This window comes from Thioalkalivibrio thiocyanoxidans ARh2 (genome assembly GCF_000385215.1).
Lineage (GTDB): Bacteria > Pseudomonadota > Gammaproteobacteria > Ectothiorhodospirales > Ectothiorhodospiraceae > Thioalkalivibrio > Thioalkalivibrio thiocyanoxidans.
On record NZ_ARQK01000034.1, the window covers coordinates 1 to 24,642 of the forward strand.

Here is a 24,642-nt window from a genome sequence, read left to right on the forward strand (position 1 = left end):
CCCGGGCGGAATCCGGGTGCCCTTCTTTGGGTACTTTCTTGGGCAAGCAAGAAAGTACCTCGCGGCGCGCTGGCGAGACAGCGCAGGCAGGCGGCAGGCCGCAGCCACCGTAAACACCAGATGATGAACCATTCCCAGCCGGAACGAACGCAGAACGCTGGATAAAGCCTCGCAGCGTGGCTTGGAGCGAGGCGGTTACGAGTCGAGGCGCAGGGAGAAGTCGATGGCGCGGACATGCTTGGTCAGCGCACCGACCGAGATGTAGTCGACGCCGGTGGCCGCGATCTTGGCGAGGCTGTCCGGCGTGACCCCGCCCGAGGCCTCGGAGATGGCCCGCCCCCGGATGCGCCGCACAGCGGTGGCGAGGTCATCCCGCGAGAGTTCGTCCAGCATGATCACGTCGGCGCCCGCGGCCAAGGCCTGGTCGACTTCGTCCAGGTTCTCCGTTTCCACTTCCACCCAGCGGCCGGCCCCGAGCGTGCGGGCGCGCTCCACGGCAGCCGCGATGGAGCCACAGGCGGCGATGTGGTTCTCCTTGATCAGCACGGCGTCCCAGAGCCCGAGGCGGTGGTTGTGGCCGCCGCCGATGCGCACCGCGTACTTCTGCCCGTGACGCAGGCCCGGGAGTGTCTTGCGGGTATCCAGTATCCGGCTGTGGGTGTCGCCCAGGCGGGCGACCCAGCGCGCGGTTTCGGTTGCGGTTCCGGACAGCGTTTGCAGCAGGTTGAGCGCGGCACGCTCGGCGGCCAGCACGGCGCGGGCCGGGCCCTCGAGCGTGGCGACGGGCTGCGCTCCGTCCGGTTCAAGCACGGCGCCCTCGGCCACTTGCCAGTCGATGCGGGTCTCGGGCGCGAGGCTCGCAAACGCGCGGTCGAACCACGCCTGGCCGCACAGCACGGCGGGTTCTTTCAGCAGCAGGGTGGCGCGGGCGGCGCGATCCTCCGGGACCAGCGCCGCGGTAATGTCGCCGGCCAGGGCATCGGGGCCGAGGTCTTCGGTCAGCGCCATCTCGACCTCGCGCACCAGCATGGCCGTGTCCGGCCGGGCCGGGCCCTGGGCGAACGGGTCGTGCGGGCTGCGGTTGGTGTTGTCTGGAGTGTCAGCGGCCATGGTGAGGATTGTACGGTCGGTCGGAGAGATAGTCGTCGCGCAGCTTCTTCACCAGCCCGGCCAGCAGGATCAGCGCGATCAGGTTGGGTGCGGCCATCAGGATGTTGGCAATGTCGGAGAAGTTCCAGACCATGCCCAGCGGGATGGTCGCCCCGATCACAATCAGGATCACGAACACGATGCGATAGGGCATCACCGCGCGCTCGCCGAACAGGAAATACGCCGACCGGTCGCCGTAATAGGACCAGGCGATCATTGTGGAGAAGGCGAACAGCATCAGGCTGAAGCCCACGACCATCGCCCCGAACGGTCCCAGCGTGGCGCTGAAGGCCGTGGCGGTCAGCGAGGCACCGACCACGTCGTCGGCGCGGTCGATGTAGGCGCCGGTGACGACGATGGCGAGGCCGGTCAGGGTGCAGACGACGATGGTGTCGATGAACGGCTCAAGCATGGCGACTGAGCCCTCGCGGGGCGGGTTGGCGTTCTTGGCCGCGGCATGGGCCATGGCCGAGGAGCCCAGGCCCGCCTCGTTGGAGAACATGCCGCGCGCGACGCCGTACTGGATGGCGAGGCCAATCGCGCCGCCACCGGCGGCCCAGGGGTTCAGCGCCAGATTCAGGATGGTGGCCACGGCGGCCGGCACGGCCTCGATATTCGCGACGATCACGATGAATGCGCCGATCATGTACACCACCGCCATGAACGGCACGATGGCCGAGGCGATCATCGCGATGCGCCTGACCCCGCCGATGATGACCAGCGCCACGAGCACGGCCATGGTCAGGCCGATGATCAGGGCCATCCAGCCCATGATGTCGTCGTCCGCGCGCAGCGTGGGCACCATGAAGGTCAGGCCGTCGACCACGGAATTGGCCTGCACCATGTTGCCGATGCCAAACGAGGCGATCAGCGTGAAGGCGGCGAACAGGATGGCCATCTTCTTCATGTTCAGCCCGTTGAGCAGGGTGAACATCGGGCCACCGGCCACACTCCCGTCCGGGGCGATTTCGCGGTAGCGTACGGCTAGGGTGGTCTCCGCGAACTTGGTCGCCATGCCGAAGAAGGCGGTTACCCACATCCAGAAGAGGGCCCCGGGGCCACCGAGCGCAATGGCCGTGGCGACGCCGGCGATATTCCCGGTGCCGATGGTCCCGGACAGGGCCGTGGAGAGCGCCTGGAAGGGCGAGATCTGGCCCTGGCCGCCGGCTTTTCCGTCGGTGCCGCGCAGCGCGCGCCAGCCCTGGCGGAAGGCGACGATCTGCACCAGTCCCAGGCGGATGGTCAGGTAGAGCCCCGTGCCCAGCAGCAGGATCAGCGTGATCGGGTTGCCCCACAGGAGGCTGGCGGTATCGCCGAGGAACTGGTCGAGGGTCTCGAGCATTGCTTCGTCCTTGAGAACGGGGCGGAAGGCCGATGCGGCGACTCTACCGTTTGCCGGCACTCGACGGTAGCGCGGACGGACCGACGGCAGCGATCAATGTCACGGAATGCTTGCGGGAACCGTCGGCACAAAGCGGTTTCCGAATGGAAGTGGCCGGAAAAAGCCTCAGGGAGCGGGATGAACGAGACAGAATCGGAGGAGATGCAGCAGGACACCGGGCAGCGCCCGGTGCCCCGGCTGTTTCTGGTCGGCTCGCTGATTGCGCTGGCGGCGTTCATCTGGCTGGTCAGCCTGCTGTGGCCCACGCTGGAGGACCGGGCGGCCGAGCTCAGCACCCTGCAGATCGGCCTGCTGGCGAGCTTTATTGCCGGGCTGATGACCGCCGTGGGCGCGATTCCGATCTTTTTCCTGCGCCGGATCAGCCAGTCGGTCGAGGACGCGATGATGGGCTTCGGGGCCGGGGTGATGCTCGCGGCCACCGCCTTCGAACTGGTGCTGCCGTCGGTGGAGCATGCCGAGGCCCAGTACGGCGGGGTCGGCATGGCGATCCTGGTGCTGTCGGTGGGCATGGCCCTGGGTGGCGGGGCGCTGCTGGCGCTGCACAAGCTGGTCCCGCACGAGCACTTTCACATCGGCCCCCAAAGTGGAGCCGATCCGGCCAAGATCCGCCGCGTCTGGCTGTTCATCTTTGCGATTGCCCTGCACAACCTGCCGGAGGGGCTGGCCGTCGGCGTAGGCTTCGGTGGCGACGATGTGAGCGACGGCATCACCCTCGCGATCGCGATCGGTCTGCAGAACATGCCGGAGGGGCTGGTCGTGGCGATTGCGCTGCTGTCGCTGGGCTACAGCAAGTGGGCCGCGTTCGGCGTGACGCTGCTGACCGGGCTGGTGCAGCCGATCGGCGGGCTGGTCGGAGCCGGTGCGGTGACACTGATGGAGTTCCTGCTGCCCTGGGGCCTGGCCTTCGCCGCGGGGGCGATGCTGTTCGTGATCAGCCACGAGATCATCCCCGAGTCACACCGCAAGGGTCACGAGGCCCAGGCAACCGTCGGCGTGCTGGTCGGCTTCGTCGCGCTCCTGGCAATCGATCTGGCGCTCTAGTACTGGGCTGGCATTGAGCACCGTCATTGCAAGGGGCTCAGCGACGAAGCGCTTTCTTCCACGCCGCCTCGGGCTCCTCGCAAAGACGGGTGCGACAGGCGTGCGATCGAGGGGCACGGGCGGGGCGGCCGCCTTGCAACGAAAAGTCGCCGCCACCCGTCCGGGCTTTCGCGAAGGCGATATTTGGGTGTACAATTAGTTTCGTCTGCGGGTGCCCGACAGTGCCCGCACACCGTTCTGGAAGAGTTCTGCGATCGCGAGTCGATTGGCAGACGCCGAAGGCGCAACATCCGCCCGGAATCGCTCAGGCTACCGGACCGGAACGGTGCAGAAAGACACACTCTGGAGAGCGGCCGGCGACGGCCCACCGAAGGGGGCGGCCCTGCAGCGAGTGATCGCTGGCACGGCGCAAACTCTCAGGTTTCAGGACAGAGGGGCGGCTGGCAGGTAGACCCTGCTGGCCGCCCTTTTTTTATGCCCCGCGTACGCGCCGCGTGTATGGCAGGGGCCGCGTCGGGCCGGGAGGCGGCCCGTCTCACGAACACGGATGCAAGGCGACAAAAGATGAGTCTGAAGAAAACGCCGCTTCACGCCGCGCACCAGCGCGCCGGGGCCAAGCTGGTCGACTTCGCCGGCTGGGAGATGCCGCTGCACTATGGCTCCCAGATGGAGGAGCACAAGATGGTGCGCGCCGGGGCCGGCATGTTCGATGTCTCGCACATGCAGGTCGTCGATATCCACGGCCCGCAGGCGCAGCCCTTCCTGCGCTACCTGCTGGCCAACGATGTCGCCAAGCTGAAGACCGAGGGCCGCGCCCTGTACAGCTGCATGCTGAACGAGTCCGGCGGCGTGATCGACGACCTGATCATCTACTGGACCGGGGGCGACAGCTACCGCGCCGTGGTCAACGCCGCGACCGCCGAGGGCGACATCGCCCACATGCAGCAGGTGGCGAAGGACTTCGACGTGAATGTCGAGCCGCGCCCGGAGTTCGCGCTGATCGCGATCCAGGGCCCGCAAGCGGTGGAGAAGACGCTGCCGCTGCTGCCCGAAGACCTGCGCTCGGCGGCCGGCGATCTCAAGCCATTCTCCGCCGTCTGGAACGATGCCTGGTTTGTCGCCCGCACCGGCTACACCGGCGAGGACGGCTTCGAGGTGATGCTGCCGCAGGCGGAGGCCGACGGCTTCTGGGAAAAGCTGAAGGACGCCGGCGTCAATCCGATCGGCCTGGGCGCGCGTGACACGCTGCGCCTGGAGGCGGGTATGAACCTCTACGGCACGGACATGGACGACCGGACCAATCCGCTGACCGCGAATCTCGGCTGGACCATCGCCCTGAAGGACGCCGAACGCGACTTCATCGGCCGCAAGGCCATCGAGCAGTGGAAGGCCGAGGGCGTGAAGGAACGCATGGTCGGGTTGGTGCTGGAGGGTCGCGGCGTGCTGCGTGGCGGCACCCGGATCGAGACCCCGGCCGGCGACGGCGTGGTCACCTCCGGCAGCTTCTCCCCGAGCCTCGGTGTATCGATCGCGTTCGCGCGCATCCCGGCCGCGGTGGACGCCGAGGAGCTGCAGGCGGATATCCGCGGCCGCATGCTCCCGGTCCGGGTGGTCAAGCCCGTATTCGTGCGCAACGGCGAACCGCAGATCGAACTGAATCTCTAGCGATTTTATTGCCTCATGCCGCTTGCCACAGACTAAACTGCGCAGGCGGGATCCAAACGAAAAAGGAAGACGTCATGAGCGAAGCACCGAAGGACCTGAAGTACACCAAGAGCCACGAGTGGGTGCGCCAGGAGGCCGACGGCAGCGTGACCATCGGTATCACCGATCACGCGCAGGAACTGCTGGGCGATCTGGTGTTCGTGGAGGCCCCGGAGGCGGGCGCCTCGGTCGAGGCCGGTTCCGCCTGCGCGACGGTCGAGTCGGTCAAGGCCGCCTCGGACGTGTACGCCCCGCTGTCCGGCGAGGTGACCGAGGCCAATGAAGAGCTGGCCGACAGTCCCGAGAAGGTCAACGAGTCGCCGTTTGACGAGGGCTGGCTGTTCAAGATGAAGCCCTCCGATGCGAGCCAGCTCGATGCCCTGATGGACGCCGACGCCTACGCGGCGCACGTCGAGGCCGAGTCCTGATCCGACGTTCCCGACGGGGCGGTTCCTGACGGAACCGGCCCGGCAGGAACGAGAAGGCGCCCCGGGCATCCGGCCCGGGGTCCGATCCGAACTTCGCAGTAGCGAAAGCGAGTACGACATGCCCTTTATCCCGCATACCGAAGAAGACATCCGCGCGATGCTCGACCGCATCGGCGCCGATTCCATCGAGGATCTGTTCGACGAGATCCCGAAAGAACTGCGCGCGCCGGCGCTCGAAAAGGTCCCCGAGGGACTGAACGAGATGGCGATCGCGCGCCTGATGCAGGAGCGTGCGGCGCGGGACGGCATGGCATCCAATTTCATCGGTGCCGGGGCCTACGAGCACCATATCCCGGCGGCCGTGTGGCAGATCGCCACGCGTGGCGAGTTCTACAGTGCCTACACGCCGTACCAGGCGGAGGCCAGCCAGGGCACGCTGCAGCTGATCTATGAGTACCAAACGATGATCAGCCGCCTGACCGGCATGGAGGCCTCCAACGCCTCGCTGTACGACGGCGCCTCTGCGCTGGCCGAGGCCGTGCTGATGGCCGTACGCGTGAACCGCCGCTCGAAGAGCAAGAAGGTGCTGGTCCCGGGCGCGCTGCACCCGGACTACCGCCGCGTGATCCACACCCTGATCGGCAACCAGGGCATCGAGCTGGTCGAGATCCCGTTCGACGAGACCTCCGGCCAGACGCCGGTCGAGGCGCTGGCGCCGTTCGCGGACGACGACGTCACCGCGATGATCATCAGCCAGCCGAACTTCTTCGGGATCCTGGAAGATGTCGACGCACTCACCGGCTGGGCCGAGCAGCGCGAAATCCCGGTGATCGCCGTGGTCAACCCGGTCTCGCTGGCCCTGCTGAAGCCGCCGGGCGAGTGGGGCAGCAACGGTGTCGATATCGTGGTGGGCGAGGGCCAGCCGCTGGGAGCCCCGCTGTCCTCCGGCGGGCCGTACTTCGGCTTCATGACCACGCGCAAGAAGCATATCCGGCAGATGCCGGGGCGTATCGTCGGCCGCGCCGAGGACGCCGACGGCAAGCCGGGCTACGTGCTGACGCTGCAGGCGCGCGAGCAGCACATCCGCCGCTCCAAGGCGACCTCGAACATCTGCACCAACCAGGGCCTGGTGGTCACCGCCGCGACGATCCACATGTCGATGCTGGGTGACGAAGGCCTGACCCGGGTCGCCGAGGCCTGCTACGCCAATACCCACGCGCTGGTGGAGAAGCTGGCGGCCAAGGGCATCAAGCCGCGCTTTACCGGCGAGTACTTCCACGAGGTCGCGCTGGACTTCGGCGGGGACGCCGCGAGCCGCGTGCAGGCGATGGCCGACGCCGGCGTGCTGGCCGGCTACGAGCTGAGCCGCGACTATGCCCAGCTCGACGGCTGCGTGCTGGCCTGCGCGACCGAGACCAAGACGGATGCCGACCTGGAGCAGTATGTGACGACCTGCGAGCAGGCGAAGGCTGCCTGACGCGGGTCGCACGCGACGCGCCATACACCACAAGCCTGAGGAGGCACGCCATGGCCGAAGTCAAACTGAAGGGCAATCCGATCCATACCAACGGCGATCTTCCGCATGTCGGCTCGCCGGCCCCGGATTTCAAGCTGACGACCAAGGACCTCGAGGACGTCTCGCTCGCCAATTTTGGCGACAAGCGCAAGCTGATCTACATCGTGCCCAGTCTGGACACCCCGGTCTGCGCCGAGTCCACCAAGAAGTTCGAGGACCTCGTCAAGCAGCGCCCGGATCTGGAGATCCTGGTGGTCTCCGCCGACCTGCCGTTCGCGATGGGCCGCTTCTGCGCCGCCGAGAACCTCGAGCGCGTGACCGTGCTGTCGATGATGCGCGATCGCAACTTCGCCAAGGACTACGGCGTGCTGATCCAGGACGGCCCGCTGGAGGGCATCACCGCCCGCGGCGTCGCGCTGCTGGACACCGACAATCTGGTGATGCACGCGGAGCTGGTCTCCGAGATCGGCGACGAGCCGGACTACGACGCCATCTTCAAGGCCCTCGACGACCGGGCCGATCTGAGCCCGACGCAATAAGTCAGGAGCTACAGACGGCGGGGCCTGTTCGACCCGGGCCCCGCCGCCTTCCACGAATTCCTTAAGCGAGAAACCGCTATGAGCACCATGGAAAACCATCTGATCTTCGAACGTTCGCGTGCCGGTCGCTCGGCCGTGGCCCAGGCGCCGCGCGCGCATGCCGCGACCGCCATCCCCGCGAACCTGCGGCGCAAGTCGGCCCCCGGGCTGCCCGCGGCCTCGGAGCTGGATGTGGTGCGTCACTACACGCGGTTGTCGCAGAAGAACTTTTCCATCGACACCGAGTTCTACCCGCTGGGCTCGTGCACGATGAAGTACAACCCGCGCGCCTGTAACAGCCTGGCCATGCTGCCCGGCTTCCTGAACCGGCACCCGCATGCCCCGGCCAGCCACAGCCAGGGTTTCCTGCACACCATGTTCGAGTTGCAGGAGATGCTGAAGGACGTGACCGGCATGAAGGCCGTGTCGCTGGCGCCGATGGCCGGCGCGCAGGGCGAGTTCACCGGCGTGGCGATGATCCGCGCCTATCACGATGCGCGCGGCGACAGCGAGCGCCGCGAGATCATCGTCCCGGACGCCGCGCATGGCACCAATCCGGCGACCGCGATCATGTGCGGCTACGAGGTGCGCGAGATCCCCACCGACGAGAGTGGTGACGTGAACCTCGAGGCGCTGAAGGAGGCCGTGGGTCCGCAGACCGCCGGGATCATGCTGACCAATCCGTCCACCGTGGGCGTGTTCGAGCGCCGCATCTCCGAGATCGCGAAGATCGTCCACGACGCCGGTGGCCTGCTGTACTACGACGGCGCCAACCTGAACGCGATCCTCGGCAAGGTGCGCCCGGGCGACATGGGTTTCGACGTGATCCACATGAACCTGCACAAGACCTTCTCCACGCCGCACGGCGGGGGTGGTCCGGGTTCCGGTGCGGTTGGCGTCGGCGAGCGTCTGCTGCCGTACATGCCGGTGCCGCATGTGATCGAGAACGGCGAGGGCGGCTACCGCTTTGCCACCGAGACCGACTACCCGGAGACCATCGGCCGCCTGTCCGCGTTTGCCGGCAACGCCGGCGTGCTGCTGCGCGCCTATGTCTACATGCGCATGCTGGGCCGCGAGGGCATGCAGCGCGTGTCCGAATTCGCCACGCTGAACGCCAACTACCTGGCGCGGGAGCTGGAAAGCGCCGGCTTTGACCTGGCCTATCCCGAGCGCCGCGCGACCCACGAGTTCATCGTCACGCTCAAGAAGCAGGCGAAGGAGCTGGGGCTGACCGCGGGCGATGTCGCCAAGCGCCTGCTGGACCACGGGTACCACGCACCGACGACCTACTTCCCGCTGCTGGTGCCGGAGTGCCTGCTGGTCGAGCCGACCGAAACCGAGTCGAAGGAGACGCTGGACGGCTTCGTCGAGGCGATGGCCGCGATCCTGGAAGAGGCCGGACGCGACATCGACACCATCAAGGCCTCCCCGCACAACCTGCCGAACCGCCGCTTCAACGAGGTGGCCGCGGCCAAGGCCCTGGACGTGGTGTACCAGGAGCCCAGGGACGACGAGGGCGAACCCGCGCCGCGCACGGGTACCAGCGGTTAGTTGGCCGCGCGCGGGAATCCGCTTTTCCGTCAGCGCCCCCGGTTTTCCGGGGGCGTTTTTTTGCGCCCTGCGTTTCTCGAAATGGGCAGCCGTTGCGAAAAAACCCGATTTCTGTGGTAGGGTTTAGACCGATTATCGGGATCCATTATTACGTCCGTGGGCTCTCCCGGCAGGGGAGATAAAAGAGGTCAGGCAGACCTTTTTTTCGGGCAAGGACTAGGGAATGACACAGATCTGTGCGGCCCACGGGTACGCCGCGCTGTTCGAGCACGCCCCGGTGGGGCTGGCCGAAATGGACACGGAAGGGCGCATCCTGCGCGCGAACCCGCGCCTGGGCGATATGCTGGCCTGCGACCCCGGGGATCTGGTCGGGGGATGGCTGCGCGAGCGCCTGCTCCCGGAGGATGTCGAACCCTGCGAGGCGCGGCGGCGCGAGCTGCTCGACGGGAGTTGCCCCAACTGCCGGGTAGAGGTTCGCCTGGTGGAGGCCACGGGCCTTGCCCGCTGGGTCGAGATCAGCATCAGCCGTATCCCCGCGACGAATGACGGCCCGGAGGTGCTGCTGGCGGCCGTTGCCGATATCGATGCGCGCAAGCAGGCCGAGCAGCGGATGGACAGCCTGCTGCGTGCCAGCCCGGCAGTCATCTACACCATGGATCCGGACAATCTGGGTACGATGACCTGGCTCAGCCGCAATGCCGTCTCGGTGACCGGCTGGACCCCGGAGCAGATCAGTTCGAATCCAGACTGGCTGGCAACCCATATCGCCTCGGAGGACTATCGCCGGTGTGTCAGTCAGGTTCGGCGCTGGATCGCCGACGGGGCCCATGGGTCCTGCCGACTGAATTACCGCCAGCGGATGCCCAACGGCCGCTGGCAGTGGCTGGAGGACCAGGTCACCGCTATCCGTGACAACACCGGTGCGGTGACCGAACTGGTGGGTGCCTTTCAGGACGTCGGCGCACGGGTCGCGACCGAACGCCACCTGGAAAAGATTGCCCGCAACCTGCCCGGCGCGATCTACCAGTACCGCCAGCACCCCGACGGGCGCGGCTGCTTCCCGTACGCCAGCGAGGGGATGAGCGATATATTCGGCATCACACCCGAGGAGGCGATGCGCGATGCCGAGGCAGTGTTTCGGGTGATCCATCCGGAGGACGTGGAGCGTATCCGGGCAAGCATCGAGGCGTCGATGCGATCGCTGGAGCCCTGGCTGCAGCGCTATCGCGTGCTGAGTCCCGAACGTGGCGAGATCTGGCTGGAGGGCCACTCAAGTCCGGAGGCCCTGGACGATGGCAGTGTGCTCTGGCACGGCGTGATCCTGGACATCACGCAGCGGGTGCGTGCCGAGCATGCGCTGCACCGCAGCGAGCAGGAACTGGCCCTGGCACAACGCATCGCGCATGTCGGCAATTGGGTCAGGGATTTCCGGAAACAGGAGATTCGCTGGTCGGACGAGGTCTATCGCATCTTCGGGATGGAACGATGCCGCTGGGAGGGCACGCACGGGGCGTTCATGCAGGCGGTCCACCCGGAGGATCGTGATCGTGTCCAGGCAGCCGTGGACCGCGCGCTGGCCGGGCTCGAGCAGTTCGATGTGATCCACCGCATCGTGCGACCGGATGGGACCGAGCGCGTGGTGCGCGAGCGTGCTTCCGTGGAGTTCGGCTCCTCGGGCGCGCCCGAGCGCATGGTGGGCACGGTGCAGGACATTACCGAACAGCACCACCTGGAGCAGGAACAGCGCCTGCTCGCGGCGACCTTCGAGACCAGCCAGGCCATCTTCATCTCGGACGTTGAAGGCACCATCCAGCGCGTGAACGCGACGTTTACGCAGCTCACGGGATACACCGAGGAGGAGGCCGTGGGGGCGAACCCGCGCATCCTGAATTCCGGGCGTCAGGATCGCGACTTCTACGAACAGATGTTCCGCACGGTGCGCGAGACAGGGCACTGGCAGGGCGAGATCTGGAACCGCCGGAAGAATGGCGAGATCTTCCCGCTGCACGAGATCGTTACCGCGATCCGCGACGATCAGGGCGAGATCGAGTACTACATCGCGATGTTCCACGACATCACGCGGCAGAAGGAACTCGAGGCCGCCCTGGAGCATCAGGCCTTCTACGACACGCTGACCGATGCCGCCAACCGCGGTTATTTCGAGAGCCTGCTGGAGCAGGAGGCGCGGCGCGCGCAGCGCTACGAGCACCCCTGTTCGCTACTGCTGCTCGATATTGACCATTTCAAGCGCATCAATGATACCTTCGGCCATGAAGTGGGCGATGAAGTCCTGCGCTGCCTGGTTCAAGCCCTGAAGGGGCGTCTGCGCGAGGCGGACATACTGGGGCGCTGGGGCGGCGAGGAATTTGTGGTCCTGCTGCCCGGAACGGACGCGGAGCGTGGTCAGCATGTGGCCGAACAGCTGCGCGAGCAGGTCACTACCACGACCTTCCCCTGTGTGGGCCTTGTCACGATCAGTCTGGGGGTGGCGGAGTACCGGCCCGGCGAACCCGTCAAGGACTGGGTGAAGCGCGCCGACGAGGCCATGTATGCTGCCAAGGAGGGCGGGCGCAACCGGGTCGTGCGACTGAGTACATAAGGATTCCATCGGGCCCCAGGCCCGGAGCAGGGTAAGCTGAATGGCGAGCACCGAAAACGCCGAGCCCATCCAACTCGAGCACATTGCGGTCGGTCTGGTCCAGCTGGATGCCGCGGGTTCCATCCGCACCGTCAATGGCCGCCTGGCGGAATGGCTCGACTGCTCGCCGGATGACCTGCGGGGCATTGCCCTCACCGACTGCGTCGCGCCCGGGCAGCGGCCATCGCTGGCGGACGCCTTGCAGCGTTCGGCCACAGCCGAGGTGCCCCTGAGCGTGGACATGCGCGCGCCGGCTGCGCCCGAAGGGGCCTCGCTCTCCTGTACGTTGACGCTGGTGCCGGATGACGACGGGCGCGTTGTGACCGTTCAGCGCATGCCCGGGGGCGATTCCGCCGCGCAGGTCTACGAGCAGACCTTTACCGCCAATACCGCACCCAAGCTGCTGATCGATCCGGCGGATGGCCGGATTGTCGATGCCAACCCCGCCGCGGTGAGCTTCTACGGATACACGGCCGACACCCTCAAGGCCATGCATATCCAGGACATCAACACGCTGTCGGCCGAAGACGTGCGGGTCGAGATGCAGCGTGCCAAGAGCGAGGAGCGCCGGTACTTCCGGTTCCGCCACCGCATCAAGGGGGGCGAGATCCGCGAGGTCGAGGTGTACTCGGGCCCGGTGGTGCTGGACGGCACCACCTACCTCTACTCGATTATTCACGATGTCTCCGAGGCCCGGCGCTACGAGCGCGAGCTGGAATTCTACGGGGCCGTGTTCCGGCGTCTGCCGGTGGGCGTTTACCGCAACACGGCCGGGCCGGAAGGCCGCTTTGTCTGGCTCAATCCGGCCATGGTGGCGCTCTTTGAAGCCGAGTCCGAGGTGCAGCTGTGCGCAACCCCGGTGCAGGCACTGTATCGTGACCCGGCCGCGCGCGAGGCATTCAGTCGCGATCTGGAGATGCACGGCCGCGTGGTCGGTCGTGAACTCGACCTGCAGACGCTGCGCGGTCGGGCCTTTCGGGCGCGCGTGACCGCCTATCGTACTCAGGACGAGGACGGCGAGCCCGTGTTCGATGGCGTGATCGAGGACGTCACCGAGGTGCGCGCGGCCGAGGCCTTTCAGACTCGCCTGCTGGCCAGCCTGGCGGAAGGCGTATTTGGCCTGGATCGTTACGGCCGCTACACCTTTCTTAACCCGGCGGCCTGCCGTCTGCTGGGGTTCAAGAACGAGGCCGAGGCACTCGGGCGCGATGCGCATTCGACCAACCATCACTCGTTGGTGGGCGGGGAGCCCTATCCCAAAGAAGCCTGCCCGATCCTCCGGGTCCTGGAGACGGGTCAGTCGGATGAACCCTGGGACGACTATTTTGTGCGGACCGATGGCTCCCATTTTCCGGTGAGCGTCTTCGCAGCGCCGACGTTTGATGCGGCCGGTCGGGTCGATGGTGTGGTGGTGTCGTTCCAGGACCAGACCGCCCGGATGGAAAGGGAGATTCAGCTGACCAAGGCCACCGCCCATTTGCCCGGGGCGATCTACCAGTACCATCTGTATCCCGATGGGCGGCACGCGTTTCCGTTCGTCAGTGATGGGGTGCGGCGCGTGTTCGGGCTCAGCCCGGGGCTGGTTCAGGACAGCGCGGATGCGGCCTTTGCACGGGTCTACCCGGAGGACCTGCCTCGCATCCAGGCGAGCATCGAGGAGTCGGCGCGGTCCATGGAGCCCTGGCGGGTTCGTTTCCGAGTCCGCCACCCGCTGCGCGGGACGATCTGGGTCGAGGGTCGTGCGACGCCCGAGACACGCCCGGATGGCGGTATCGCCTGGTACGGCATGATGATCGACATCAGCGAGCAGGTGGAGATGGAAGAGGCCCTGCGCGAGCGGGGCCGTGAACTGGCAGAGGCCCAGCGGATCGCCCATGTCGGGAGCTGGTACTGGGATGTGCGCACGGATCGCGCACGTGGCTCGGACGAGTTCTATCGGATAATGGGATTGGCTCTCAGTCAGGGCGAGGTCACCAGTGAGCGCTTTTTCAGCGTGGTCCACGCTGAGGACCGCTCTGCGGTTCGGGCCAAGCTGCAATCCGCCCTGGAGACGGGTGACTGCGATCTTCATTTTCGTATCGTGCGGCCGGATGGGGTGGAACGGATCGTGCATGTCCGGGGGGCACGCGAGACGGGTCAGGGAAAGGTGGAACAGTGTCTGGTGGGGACCGTGCAGGACGTGACCGAACGGCGCGCCCTGGAGGATAACCAGCGCCGTCTGGTCGGGATCCTGGAACATACGCCCGACGTGGTCGCCATGCACGGGCCTGCCGGTGACATGCAGTTCCTGAACGCTGCCGGCCGCCGCCTGTTGGGTCTGCCTCCTATGAAGGGCGAGCCGTGGACCGCTGCAGACGGCTGGAATACCTGGGGGTTCCCGTCCGAGGCCCGGTCCATCGAGACTGCCGTGCGGCGGTTCCATCCCCCGTGGGCGGCCGATCGCATCCTGAACGAGGCCACCCCGATTGCAATGCGAGAGGGTGCCTGGGAGGGCGAGACGGCCATGCTGGACGGTCAGGGACGCGAGGTCCCGGTGTCTCAGGTGATCATCGTGCGCCGCGACGACCGGGGCGAGATCCTGCAGGTGTCGACCATCCTGCGCGACCTGTCGCAACGCAAGGCGATGGAGGAAGCCCTGCGCGAGAGCGAGGCACGCTTTCGCCAGTTGGCGGGCAGCGTGAACGAGGTGTTCTGGCTCCAGGACGAAAGCGGGATCCTGTACGTGAATCCGGCCTTTGAACGGATCTGGGGGCAGAGCCGCGACCTCCTCTACCGTGATCCGCATTCAATACTGGAGGCCGTGCATCCTGAAGACCGCGAACGTGTGGAGCTCCGCTTCCTGGATCGCCCACTGGAGGGTGCCCACATCGAGGATGTCTTCCGTCTGCGTCGTGCGGACGGCACCGAGCGCTGGCTCCATGTGCATCGCTACCAGGTGCCCGACGAGGAAGGCCGCGTGAGCCGTGTGGCGGGGACTGCCGTGGATATCACCGAACTCAAGCAGGCGGAGCTGGAACTGCAGCGCGCCAATGCCGAGCTGAAGCGTCAGGCCTATTACGATCGCCTGACCGGTGTGGCCAACCGCCACCATTTCGAGACGCTGCTCAACCGGGAGCTCGCGCGCGCGGAACGTTATGGCTCGCGCTTTGCCCTGGTGATGTTCGATCTCGATCACTTCAAGCGGGTCAACGACACCTTCGGCCACGCGGTGGGGGATGTCGTGCTGCAGGAGGTCACACATGTGATCGCGGGGCGTCTGCGTGATGCCGACGTACTCGGCCGCTGGGGCGGAGAGGAGTTCATGGTCCTGCTGCCGGGGACGGAGGCGGCGGATGCGGCAACGCTCGCCGAGACGATGCGGCTGCGGGTGGCGGAGCATGACTTCCCGGAGGCCGGCCGGGTCACGATCAGCCTGGGCGTGGCGGCCTTTTGCCCGGGCGAGCCCCGTAGCGAATTGCTGCGGCGAGTCGACGAGGCGCTTTATCGAGCCAAGGGCGAGGGCCGCAATCGCGTGGCGGTGGCCGCCTTGCCCGAAGCGACTGCATGAACCCCGGCCTTGAACCAACCGCGTAGGGTGCGTTGAGCGCAGCGAAACGCACCGCTCGGGGTCGCCCGACGGCTTATTCCTTGCCCAGGCAGTCGGCAAACCCGTCCGCCATGTTCTGCATCAGCTCGAACCAGGCCTCCGGGCCAGCCTCCAGCTCGGCACCGACCGGATCCAGCACGCCCAGCCGTGTATCGGTGCCTTCGGCCACGGTCTCGGCCAGGGCCGGCCGGAACTGCGGCTCGGTGAACAGGCAGACCACGTCGCCATCCGCGACGCGTTCGCGCAGCTCGCTGATGCGCCGTGGGCCCGGGCTGCGCGAGGGATCGATGCTGATCGAGCCGGCGGCGTTCAGGCCGTAGTGCTGCTCGAAATACTGGTAGGCATCGTGGAACACGATGAAGGCCTGGTCGCGTACCGGCTCCAGCTGGCGGGCCAGGCGCCCGTCCAGATCGTCGATGCGTTCGAGCAGGGCGTCGCGGTTGGCCTCCACGGTCTCGGCGCGTTCCGGGTCCCACTGCGTCAGCCGTTCGGCGAGCTGCTCGGTGATCGCGCGCACAATCGCCGGCGAGAGCCAGATGTGGGCATCGTAGTCGCCATGATGGTGATCGTGCTCGTGTCCATGGGCCTCGTCGTGATGGCCATGATGGTCTTCCGAATGCCCGTGGTCGTCGTGGCCATGGCCATGGCCGTTGTGATCGTGGTCATGGTCGCCATGACCGTGACCATCGTTCCCGTGGTCATGGTGATGCTCCCAGACCCCCCCTTCGCGCGTGGGCTTCAGGTCCAGGTCGAGGTCGTCCATCAGACTGATGATTTCGCGGTCGCCGGCACGGCGGAGCGGGCGTTCCAGGAAGGTCTCCAGCTCCGGCCCGACCCAGACCACCATGTCCGCGTTCTGCAGGCGGCGGGCCTCGGACGGGCGCATGGAATAGCCGTGCGGAGATGCGCTCGCGGGCACCAGCAATTCCACCTCGAAGGCGTCCTCGCCCAGGGCGGCGACAATGCTGTGAATCGGTAGAATGGTCGCGACGATGCGTGGCTTGTCCGCGGCGGCCAGGCCCGGGAGAGCGAGGCCCAGGATGGCCAGCAGGCTGACCAGCAGTGGAATCCCGAACGGATGGCGCGGGCGCGAGTGCATGGCAGGGTCTCCAGGGTGTCGGATCGGAATTAGAGAACGTTATAGTATATCAGTCTGGAGAAGGGAAGCCCCGCCGCCATGCGCGTGTCTGAAGGCGGTCAAGGTCTGCTGCAGATGCTCGAGAGAGCGACTGGTAGGCAGGGAGGATTGCGGCCACGGAAACCCTGATTGCTGGGGCTTGCTCAGGCCAGGGCGGCGAACCAGAGACCCAGGTAGCGATCCACGAGCAGGGCCCCGAACAGGCCCAGCAGATAGACGATGGAGTACAGAAAGGTGCGGATGGCGCGCTGGCGGCTACGCGTGCGCAGGAGCATCACGGCGTGGTACAGAAAGGTACCCCCGAGGCCGAGGGCGGCCAGAAGATACAGCCAGCCGCTGATCCCCATGCCGAAAGGCAGCAGGGTCACCGCAAGCAGCAGGGCGGTGTACAGCAGGATCTGCAGTCGGGTGAAGTCTTCCCCGTGCGTGACCGGCAGCATGGGGGTGCCGACGCGGGCGTATTCGTCCTTTCGGTAGATCGCCAGTGCCCAGAAGTGCGGTGGTGTCCAGGTGAATACGATCAGAAACAGGACCAGGGCCATTGGCTCGATCTGGCCGGTGACGGCAGTCCAGCCGAGCAAGGGGGGCATGGCCCCGGCCGCACCGCCGATCACGATGTTCTGGGGCGTCGCACGCTTCAGAAAGACGGTGTAGACCACTGCATAACCGACCAGAGAGAGCAGGGTCAGCAGGGCGGTGAGCGGGTTCACCAGCAACAGCAGGATCACAAAGCCGGAAATGCCGAGCACACCCGTGAACACCAGGCTATGCCCCATGTCCAGTTTTCCGGACGGCAGCGGGCGCCGTCGGGTGCGCTGCATCAGGGCATCGGCATGACGGTCCAGCATGTGGTTCAGGGCGGCGGCCGAGCCGGCCATCAGGCTGATCCCGAGGGTGCCGAACAGCAACGCTTGCCAGGGCAAGGAGCCCGGTGCCGCGAGCAGCATGCCGACCCAGGCCGTAAACATCATCACGGCGACGACCTTTGGCTTGCACAGAGCGAGGTAGTCCCGCCAGTGGCCGCCCAGTCCATGCTGTGCGGTCACGCCGAGCGCCTTGAGGCTCATCTCGTCCACCCCCTGGTTTGTTTGTGCAGTGGAGGTGCCGAGCCGGCAGCCGGCACCTCCATGCGGGATTCCCGGCCCGAAGGCGGCAGGTCCGGTGTCGGCACGCTGGCGGCGGCCATGGACTCGGTCCGTTTCAGCTCGCGCCACAAGGTGAACATGGCGAGCAGTAGCAGCGCCGCCATCGCGTTGTGGGTGACGGCAACGGGCAATGGCACCTGGTACAGCACATTGGATATGCCGAGTCCCGCCTGGGCCAGCAGCAAGACCAGGGCCACACCGGCCAGGACGCGGGTACGGCGGTCACCACGCCAGAGAAGGAACACGGTCAGTCCTCCGAGCAGCGCCACGGTGGTCACGGCACCAATCCGGTGCGCCATGTGAATGGCGGTCCGGGCCGGTGCCTCCAGTACGCCGAATTCGTAATCCGTGTCCGTCCCCCTCCACAGCACGAAGGCTTCGCGAAAGTCCGCTTCAGGCCACCATTGTCCCTGGCACTGCGGCAGGTCCGGGCAGGCGAGCGCGGCGTAATTGGCGCTGGTCCAGCCCCCCAGTGCGATCTGCGCCACCAGGACCAGGGTGGCCAGGGCGGCGACATGGGGCAGCCAGCGACGCGGTGGCCGGCGCGTGGTCCGCGCTTGGGGCGCGGCCCATCGGGGCTCCGGTGTCGCCGCCGGGTGGCGACGGAGGTCCCGCGTCACCAGGATCAGGTGCCATAACAGGAGCAGGGTGGCGAATCCGCCGAAGAGGTGAGCCATGACCACGACCGGCTTCAGTTGCAGGGTTACGGTCCACATGCCCAACAGCGACTGGAACACGATCAATGCCAGTAGCAGGATCGGGCCGGCCACCGGCTGCCCGGGCCGATGTCGCGTCCGCCAGGCGAGTACCGCCAGGGCCAGGACCACGAGACCGAGAAGCCCTGCCGCATAGCGATGCACCATTTCCTTCCATGCCTTGGCAACATCGACAGGCCGTTCGGGGAAGGCGAGATTCGCTTGTTCGACCACTTCCGGCTGGGTCGGGGCGAGCAAGCGGCCGTAGCAGCCGGGCCAGTCCGGGCACCCCAGGCCCGCATCCGACAGGCGAACATAAACACCCAGCACGATCACCACCAGCGTGAGCACGAACGCGAACCGTACGCCGACGAAGAACAGCCTTGGTGTGTCCATGGTCACGCGATGCACCTGTTGCAGAGTCGGCTGCGTACCTGCGACAGCATGTGGCTGTGCTTCTGGGGGAGAGGGACCAGCAGACGCGCAATCTCGTGCCGGTATCCCACAGGGTGGAGAGCCTCGCAATGCGCCTCACTCATCAGCACCATCCCTTGTCATCGAGGCGAATGTTGTCCACCCCGGCGGAATCAACCGGCCCTGGCACGCCGGCTGCGTCGGCACTGTCCCGCCGGGCGTCGCGTTCGCAGACCAACCCCGGCACGGACGCCCCGGCGCGTTTGACCGCACGATCGGGCAGCCACCCGCGGCGGATCGGTTCGCTGGCCGTCCGCCAAATGGGTTTGGGCTGACCATTGGGGGTTGCCCTCGAGGTATCCACTGCGAGCGGGAAATGCTCCTCCTGGTCCTCGAGCTCGCGGAGCCGTTGCTGCGGAATCGCCGCATCGCCGACGACGCGCGCTGCCTGGTCGGACTGTTCGGCATGTCCGTTCAAGGGATCACCGGTGACCCCGACCGGCGTGGCGGGGCGCTCTTCCGGTGCAAGCAGCACGCGCATAGCAGGCATCGCCATGGCCACCACGATTGCGATCGGGATCAGCGTCCAGACGATTTCGACGGCGGCGTTGCTGTGGAACCTGGCGGCGTTGGCGCCGGCCGTTCGGTGGTGCCGAAGGACGGAATGGAGCATCACGGAAAACACCACCACGCCAGTTGCGACACAGACCACGAAGATCAGCATGGGCATGCCGTTCATCGGGAAGCGGATCCGGGCCGTGCTGGCTGGTGGTTCGGGAGTGGCGCGGCACGCCACCCGCATGCCGGGAAGCGTTGGGAGCGTAGTGCCGGGACAGGCGCCGAGCAGGTGGGCGGTATGGCTCGGACGTCATGACGTCCCCCCCCGTGCCGGCGTGCTTGACGTCCGCCGCGCCAGCCCTGCGATTCGCAGCCCGTTTCGGAGTCCACCACCTGCGGTGGCCGGTTGTGGCGGGTTGGCTTCATGCGCTGCCTCCCCTGCGGCGGGATGCCGGTGTTCGCTCGATCCGGTGGAAATACCCGGGTGTTTTTCTGAGTCTAGCAGCCTGTCGGATCAGGGGCGGATCTGCTGTTCGAGCGGGGAGCACCCCTGATCGGCGCGCGCTCACGTTGCGTTGCAGCCCGCTGAATCAGGCTATCCTGGCTTTCGCGGTACCCGCGGCGATCGATCCCGGTGACTCTGCCCGGTCTGCGTGTGCGATGGCGATCCATCCGCCTTTCCCTACGCCATGCGCCGGACCAGGCGCCGGTACCAGAGGTAGGCGACCCATGCCGTGGCCAGCAGGTAAGGAATGGCACCGGGCACCCACATGATCAGCCCGGCCAGTTGCTGATCCACCAGACTGCGGGCCTCGCCGTACAACGGAGCACGGGCGAAGGCCAGCACCGCCCCCAGGAACCCGGTGTGCATCAGTGTGAACAGGAGTGCCAGCAGGATCCAGGGCGCGTGACGGGGCGCGCCGCGCAGGACCGCCCACCAGAACACCCCGGCGGTGAGCAGGAAGCTGGCGTGTTCGAGCGCATGCCACCATGGGTCGTCGACCGCGATCATGTAGAAGCGCGGCGTGTGCCAGAACCAGATGGCAACGGCGTGCACCCAGGCGCAGGCCAGGGGATAGCGCACCATGCGCAACAACGGGCCCCACAGGATGTGGTACAGGCCCGGCGCGGCGGCAATCAGCTGCGGCAGGGGACGGCTGAGCACCCACAGCGGTGCGATGACTACCATCAGCAGCATGTGCTGGGCCATGTGCGGTGCGGTGCCCGTCTTTGCCCAGTCATCCAGCGGGCCCAGCAGCGTCAGTGCGCTCAGCAGCGCCACGGCATGAAACAGTACGTTCCGCCAGCGTTCCGGAGGGATGCGGCGCATCCCGACCACGTAAAGCAACCAGAAAACACCGAGCAGCGCGGCCGTCAGCCATGCCGCCAGCCGCTCCTGCGTGTCGCCCGTGAGCGGGCTGTGCGCCAGCGCGGGCCCGGCCATGGCCAGCAGGGTGATCCCGACGAGCAATGTAATGGTGGCCCGGCTCAGGGGCATGGCGGCAGGACGATCGTCGGGACACCAATCGCGAGCACGGCCATCGCTGCCGAGAGATGGACGGTGGCGGAGACAACGGGGATGAAGCGGGAGCGGGCATCACCGGAAACATCGTCTTCGGCCCTTGCCGCAAGCCAGCATCGCCATGCTGCGTAAAGGAGCGCGGCGGCGGTGAATGCCGTCAGCAGCAGGAGAAGGCCGTTGACCCAGGTGAGCGCGCCGTCTGCCACCGGTGGCGGCGCGACGGCGCAGGCGACGGACAGCCCCCCGTACATCGCCACGAACCAGACCGCCCACACGACCAGCCCGAGAACCAGGTGTGCGGGATGTACAGCCCGGTGCCTCATGGCGCCCAGCCCGCCGGCAGCAGTATGAATATCACCACGCCCAGCCAGAATATGCCGGTGGTGTAGATCCATAGCGGACGCAGGACGACGGGTTCATAGGGCAGGCGCACGCCGATGTATCCGCGCGCCACGCGCAGCGCCTGCATGGCGGTGAGGAGTGCCGCCAGGGCCCCGTGGAACAGCAGGTAGATGAGCAGCATCAGCAGCACGGCGTCATGGGAATTGCCGGTGGGTTCCAGGGGCGCCTCGAGGGTCAGCCACAGGAGTACGGCGAAATGGGCGGCGCCCAGTCCTGCCGCCTGCCACAGCCGAGCCTGCAGGCCCGCGGCGTTGCCGGCCGCCAGGCGCTTCGCCGCCCGGTGTTGCAGGAGCGCGGCGATCACCAGCAGACCGCCGCTGACCAGCATCCCCGACAACGGCAGGCGAGGATCCTCCGGAAACACCCACTCCGGGGCGACGGTCCAGAGATATACCCAGCCGAATATCAGGCAAAGGTACAGCGTGCCGTTTGCCATCAGCGTGACGACCATGCCCCACAGACCGGGGCCGTCCGTCGTGCGCGAGTGCAGCGGCGGGTCGGTCGGTTCGTCGTTGGAGAGCGGTGCCATGCCGGGGTGAGCGCCGTTGACCCAGCCCCAGCGCAGCAGGAAGACCGCCGCGGCCACCACGCCGACCAGTGCCACGTCATAGGTGCGCACCAGCAGGGCCACACAGACCACCGCCAGCGACAGCGCCGCCAGCAGTGGAAGCCAGGAATTGCTGGGTAGATGAAACACCTCCCGCACCTTGCCCGTTACCGCATCGGAACCATAGGTCTCGCGCCGGTCGTGTTCGGCACCGGCGAGGGCATGCTGGCCGGACGCGATAGACTCGGGCAACTCCGGATGCTCCCAGAGCGGATGACGGGTCCTGAATGTCGGCAGGCTGACGAAATTGTAGGTGGGCGGCGGTTTGTCCAGCGCCCATTCCAGGGTATCCGCCCGCCAGGGGTTGCGCGGGGCACGACGGCCGTAGCGCAGGTGCAGGATCACGTCGATGATGATCACCGCCACGCCGGCGGCGAGGATGAAGCCACCCACCGACGAGAGCAGGTTCAGCCAGTCCCAGCCCAGCCCGGCCTCATAGCTGTAGACGCGCCGCGGCATTCCCCGCAGGCCGGTCAGGTGCATCAGCAGGAAGGTCGCATTGAACCCGATGAAGAACAGCCAGAACCCGAGCCGCCCGAGCGACTCCGATGGCATCCTTCCGGTCAGAAGCGGCAGCCAGTAGTACAGGCCCGCCATCAACGGGAAGAGCATGCCGCCCACCAGCACGTAATGCAGATGGGCCACCACGAAATGGGTGTCGTGCACCTGCCAGTTGAAGGGGACCAGCGCCAGCATCACGCCGGTGAGGCCTCCGCCCACGAACACCACGAGGAAACCGAAGATCCAGAGCATGGGCAGACTGAAGATCACCCGGCCGGTCCACAGGGTCGCCAGCCAGGCGAATATCTGGATGCCGGTGGGCACCGCGACCAGCATGCTCGCCACCGAGAAGAACGCCTGGGCCAGCAGGGGGATGCCCACCGTGAACATGTGATGCACCCAGAGGCCGAAGCTGATGAACCCGGTGAGGATGATCGAGAGCACGATCCACCGATAGCCGACGATGGGTCGCTGTGCGAAGACCGGGATCAGCGTGGACACGATGCCCGCGGCCGGCAGGAAGATGATGTAGACCTCGGGGTGGCCGAACAGCCAGAACAGGTGCTGCCACAGGACCGGGTCCCCGCCGCCGGCAACGTCGAAGAACGGCAGTCCGGCGGCCCGCTCCACCTCCAGTAGCACGCTTGCCAGGATCAGCGGCGGAAAGCCGAACACGATCATCAGCGCCATCGCCAGGATGTACCAGCAAAACAGCGGCATCCGGCTCAGGGACATGCCGTTCGCCCGCTCGCGCAGTATCGACACCGTAAGCTCGATCCCCGCGGCCATCGCGGAGATCTCGACAAAGGTGATGCCCAGCAGCCAGAAGTCGGATCCCGGTCCCGGAGAGAACTCCTCGCCGCTCAGCGGCGTGTACATGAACCAGCCCGCATCGGGGGCGATGCCGAGAAACAGGCTGGAGAGGATGATCAGTCCGCCGAAAAGGTAGCAGTAGTATCCGAATGCGCTGATGCGCGGAAACACCAGATCCCGCGCTCCGATGAGCTTGGGGATCATGTACAGACCCAGGCCCTCGAGGATGGGAATGGCGAACAGGAACATCATCACCGTGCCGTGCATGGTGAAGAGCTGGCCGTAGATCTCCGGGGAGATGATGTCCTGTTCCGGCAGCGCCAGCTGGGTGCGCATCAGCATCGCCAGCAACCCGCCGACGAGGAAGAAGGCCGCGCCGGTCACCATGAAGCGCAGACCGACGGTGGTATGGTTTACGGCGGCCAGCGTGCCGAGCCCGGGCAGGTTCGCCCAGACCCGTTCCAGGCGGGTAACGCGGTCGGAGAAATCCGGGTCCCGGTCAGTCATCGCCCTGGGTTTCCTGCCGTTTCCACGCTTCGAAATCCTCCGGCGTGTGCGCGGTGACAGTGAATTTCATGTGTGCGTGACCGACGCCGCAGTACTCGGCACACTGGCCCCGGTAGCTGCCGGGTTCGTCGGCCTGGAGTCGCTGGACGTTGGTCCGACCCGGCACGGCATCCAGTTTGCCGCCCAGCCGGGGTACCCAGAAGGAATGGATCACATCGGCACTGCGCAGGTGCACATCCACGGGCTTTCCGGCGGGGATGTGAAGCTCATCGTCCAGCGCGATGCCGGATTCCGGATACATTACCTCCCAGTACCATTGATGCGCGGTCACGTGGATCTCCAGGGATTCGCCCTTGTCGAGTGGCAGTGGCAGCATCGAGTGGCCCGCGGGGATGCCGTAGGCGAGCAGCACCGTGATGCTGACAACCGGCAGGGCGACCCCCCCGCCGATGATCCATCGCTTCTCGATGCGCCGCGCCCGCGCCGGGTCATCGCTCGCCGGCTGGCGGAACATCGCATACAGCCACAGGCCCACCACGGCCAGCCAAACCAGCGAGAACGCGGCAAACATGCCCCACCAAAGCAACGCGGCGGTGGCGGCGGAAGGCCCCGCCGGATCGAGGGTCGAAAGCGGACCGCTGCAGCCGGCGAGTCCCAGGAGCGTGCCGAGAAGCATTGGGGCTGCTAGTCTTCGAAACATCATCGCTACTCCATTCCCGAACCCGCCCCCTTGCCGAGCGGAGACAG

General features: G+C 66.6%; 18 protein-coding genes and 2 riboswitches. Of the genes, 8 read left to right on the top strand and 10 right to left on the bottom strand.

The window, feature by feature from the left end; all coding sequences use genetic code 11:
* Positions 1 to 195: 195 nt before the first annotated feature.
* Together nadC and G372_RS0102555 are read right to left on the bottom strand one after the other, a co-directional pair.
* Positions 196 to 1,110: a carboxylating nicotinate-nucleotide diphosphorylase gene (gene nadC, locus G372_RS0102550; RefSeq protein WP_019624793.1), complete on the bottom strand. Its 915-nt coding sequence runs from the start codon at positions 1,108 to 1,110 to the stop codon at positions 196 to 198.
* On the bottom strand, positions 1,100 to 2,491 hold the full coding sequence (locus G372_RS0102555) for an alanine/glycine:cation symporter family protein (RefSeq protein WP_018863828.1): 1,392 nt from the start codon (positions 2,489 to 2,491) through the stop codon (positions 1,100 to 1,102). Before G372_RS0102555 ends, nadC begins: the two co-directional genes overlap by 11 nt.
* Before the next feature lie 177 nt (positions 2,492 to 2,668).
* Here G372_RS0102555 and G372_RS0102560 point away from each other — a divergent pair, with 177 nt between their 5' ends.
* The 8 genes from G372_RS0102560 (at position 2,669) to G372_RS0102595 (ending at position 15,554) form a co-directional block, all read left to right on the top strand.
* On the top strand, positions 2,669 to 3,592 hold the full coding sequence (locus G372_RS0102560; RefSeq protein WP_018863829.1) for a ZIP family metal transporter: 924 nt from the start codon (positions 2,669 to 2,671) through the stop codon (positions 3,590 to 3,592).
* A 228-nt stretch (positions 3,593 to 3,820) separates the two neighbouring features.
* A riboswitch (glycine riboswitch) is annotated at positions 3,821 to 3,922 on the top strand.
* Positions 3,923 to 3,924: 2 nt separating this feature from the next.
* Positions 3,925 to 4,034, top strand: a riboswitch (glycine riboswitch).
* A 122-nt stretch (positions 4,035 to 4,156) separates the two neighbouring features.
* Positions 4,157 to 5,257 carry a glycine cleavage system aminomethyltransferase GcvT gene (gcvT, locus tag G372_RS0102565; RefSeq protein ID WP_019624794.1) on the top strand — a complete coding sequence of 367 codons (1,101 nt, stop codon included), beginning with the start codon at positions 4,157 to 4,159 and terminating at the stop codon, positions 5,255 to 5,257.
* A 74-nt stretch (positions 5,258 to 5,331) separates the two neighbouring features.
* Positions 5,332 to 5,724 (top strand): glycine cleavage system protein GcvH, encoded by a 393-nt coding sequence (gcvH, locus tag G372_RS0102570; RefSeq protein WP_018137941.1) that lies wholly within the window; start codon positions 5,332 to 5,334, stop codon positions 5,722 to 5,724.
* A gap of 118 nt (positions 5,725 to 5,842) precedes the next feature.
* Positions 5,843 to 7,201, top strand: coding sequence for an aminomethyl-transferring glycine dehydrogenase subunit GcvPA (gcvPA, locus tag G372_RS0102575; protein WP_019624795.1), 1,359 nt, complete (start codon positions 5,843 to 5,845; stop codon positions 7,199 to 7,201).
* A 50-nt stretch (positions 7,202 to 7,251) separates the two neighbouring features.
* On the top strand, positions 7,252 to 7,779 hold the full coding sequence (gene tpx / locus G372_RS0102580; RefSeq protein ID WP_018863832.1) for a thiol peroxidase: 528 nt from the start codon (positions 7,252 to 7,254) through the stop codon (positions 7,777 to 7,779).
* 78 nt (positions 7,780 to 7,857) lie between these two features.
* On the top strand, positions 7,858 to 9,369 hold the full coding sequence (gene gcvPB, locus G372_RS0102585) for an aminomethyl-transferring glycine dehydrogenase subunit GcvPB (RefSeq protein ID WP_019624796.1): 1,512 nt from the start codon (positions 7,858 to 7,860) through the stop codon (positions 9,367 to 9,369).
* Positions 9,370 to 9,592: 223 nt separating this feature from the next.
* Positions 9,593 to 11,968, top strand: coding sequence for a sensor domain-containing diguanylate cyclase (locus G372_RS0102590; protein WP_019624797.1), 2,376 nt, complete (start codon positions 9,593 to 9,595; stop codon positions 11,966 to 11,968).
* A gap of 40 nt (positions 11,969 to 12,008) precedes the next feature.
* Positions 12,009 to 15,554, top strand: coding sequence for a PAS domain S-box protein (locus tag G372_RS0102595; protein ID WP_019624798.1), 3,546 nt, complete (start codon positions 12,009 to 12,011; stop codon positions 15,552 to 15,554).
* A 73-nt stretch (positions 15,555 to 15,627) separates the two neighbouring features.
* Here the strand turns inward: G372_RS0102595 and znuA are convergent, their stop codons facing one another.
* From znuA to coxB, 8 genes are all read right to left on the bottom strand, one after another.
* Positions 15,628 to 16,692, bottom strand: coding sequence for a zinc ABC transporter substrate-binding protein ZnuA (znuA, locus tag G372_RS0102600; RefSeq protein ID WP_019624799.1), 1,065 nt, complete (start codon positions 16,690 to 16,692; stop codon positions 15,628 to 15,630).
* A 182-nt stretch (positions 16,693 to 16,874) separates the two neighbouring features.
* The gene (cyoE, locus tag G372_RS0102605; RefSeq protein ID WP_019624800.1) at positions 16,875 to 17,798 is read right to left on the bottom strand and encodes a heme o synthase; all 924 of its coding nucleotides are present in this window, start codon (positions 17,796 to 17,798) and stop codon (positions 16,875 to 16,877) included.
* On the bottom strand, positions 17,795 to 18,967 hold the full coding sequence (locus G372_RS0102610) for a COX15/CtaA family protein (RefSeq protein WP_019624801.1): 1,173 nt from the start codon (positions 18,965 to 18,967) through the stop codon (positions 17,795 to 17,797). Before G372_RS0102610 ends, cyoE begins: the two co-directional genes overlap by 4 nt.
* A 142-nt stretch (positions 18,968 to 19,109) precedes the next feature.
* The gene (locus G372_RS0102620) at positions 19,110 to 19,724 is read right to left on the bottom strand and encodes a cytochrome c oxidase subunit II transmembrane domain-containing protein (protein WP_019624803.1); all 615 of its coding nucleotides are present in this window, start codon (positions 19,722 to 19,724) and stop codon (positions 19,110 to 19,112) included.
* Between the two features lie 501 nt (positions 19,725 to 20,225).
* Positions 20,226 to 21,041, bottom strand: coding sequence for a cytochrome c oxidase assembly protein (locus G372_RS0102625; RefSeq protein ID WP_019624804.1), 816 nt, complete (start codon positions 21,039 to 21,041; stop codon positions 20,226 to 20,228).
* Entirely contained in the window at positions 21,032 to 21,340 is a 309-nt protein-coding gene (locus G372_RS0102630) for a hypothetical protein (RefSeq protein ID WP_244263180.1), read from the bottom strand. The genes G372_RS0102625 and G372_RS0102630 overlap by 10 nt, the downstream gene beginning before the upstream one ends.
* Positions 21,341 to 21,384: 44 nt before the next feature.
* Entirely contained in the window at positions 21,385 to 23,895 is a 2,511-nt protein-coding gene (gene ctaD / locus G372_RS0102635; protein ID WP_019624806.1) for a cytochrome c oxidase subunit I, read from the bottom strand.
* Positions 23,888 to 24,595 carry a cytochrome c oxidase subunit II gene (gene coxB, locus G372_RS0102640; RefSeq protein ID WP_244263181.1) on the bottom strand — a complete coding sequence of 236 codons (708 nt, stop codon included), beginning with the start codon at positions 24,593 to 24,595 and terminating at the stop codon, positions 23,888 to 23,890. The genes ctaD and coxB overlap by 8 nt, the downstream gene beginning before the upstream one ends.
* Positions 24,596 to 24,642: the final 47 nt, after the last annotated feature.

Coding starts and splice junctions, on each gene's coding strand:
- nadC (WP_019624793.1), bottom strand. CDS start 1,110: ATGGCCGCTGACACTCCAGACAACACCAACCGCAGCCCGCACGACCCG.
- G372_RS0102555 (WP_018863828.1), bottom strand. CDS start 2,491: ATGCTCGAGACCCTCGACCAGTTCCTCGGCGATACCGCCAGCCTCCTG.
- G372_RS0102560 (WP_018863829.1), top strand. CDS start 2,669: ATGAACGAGACAGAATCGGAGGAGATGCAGCAGGACACCGGGCAGCGC.
- gcvT (WP_019624794.1), top strand. CDS start 4,157: ATGAGTCTGAAGAAAACGCCGCTTCACGCCGCGCACCAGCGCGCCGGG.
- gcvH (WP_018137941.1), top strand. CDS start 5,332: ATGAGCGAAGCACCGAAGGACCTGAAGTACACCAAGAGCCACGAGTGG.
- gcvPA (WP_019624795.1), top strand. CDS start 5,843: ATGCCCTTTATCCCGCATACCGAAGAAGACATCCGCGCGATGCTCGAC.
- tpx (WP_018863832.1), top strand. CDS start 7,252: ATGGCCGAAGTCAAACTGAAGGGCAATCCGATCCATACCAACGGCGAT.
- gcvPB (WP_019624796.1), top strand. CDS start 7,858: ATGAGCACCATGGAAAACCATCTGATCTTCGAACGTTCGCGTGCCGGT.
- G372_RS0102590 (WP_019624797.1), top strand. CDS start 9,593: ATGACACAGATCTGTGCGGCCCACGGGTACGCCGCGCTGTTCGAGCAC.
- G372_RS0102595 (WP_019624798.1), top strand. CDS start 12,009: ATGGCGAGCACCGAAAACGCCGAGCCCATCCAACTCGAGCACATTGCG.
- znuA (WP_019624799.1), bottom strand. CDS start 16,692: ATGCACTCGCGCCCGCGCCATCCGTTCGGGATTCCACTGCTGGTCAGC.
- cyoE (WP_019624800.1), bottom strand. CDS start 17,798: ATGAGCCTCAAGGCGCTCGGCGTGACCGCACAGCATGGACTGGGCGGC.
- G372_RS0102610 (WP_019624801.1), bottom strand. CDS start 18,967: ATGGACACACCAAGGCTGTTCTTCGTCGGCGTACGGTTCGCGTTCGTG.
- G372_RS0102620 (WP_019624803.1), bottom strand. CDS start 19,724: ATGAACGGCATGCCCATGCTGATCTTCGTGGTCTGTGTCGCAACTGGC.
- G372_RS0102625 (WP_019624804.1), bottom strand. CDS start 21,041: ATGCCCCTGAGCCGGGCCACCATTACATTGCTCGTCGGGATCACCCTG.
- ctaD (WP_019624806.1), bottom strand. CDS start 23,895: ATGACTGACCGGGACCCGGATTTCTCCGACCGCGTTACCCGCCTGGAA.
- coxB (WP_244263181.1), bottom strand. CDS start 24,595: ATGTTTCGAAGACTAGCAGCCCCAATGCTTCTCGGCACGCTCCTGGGA.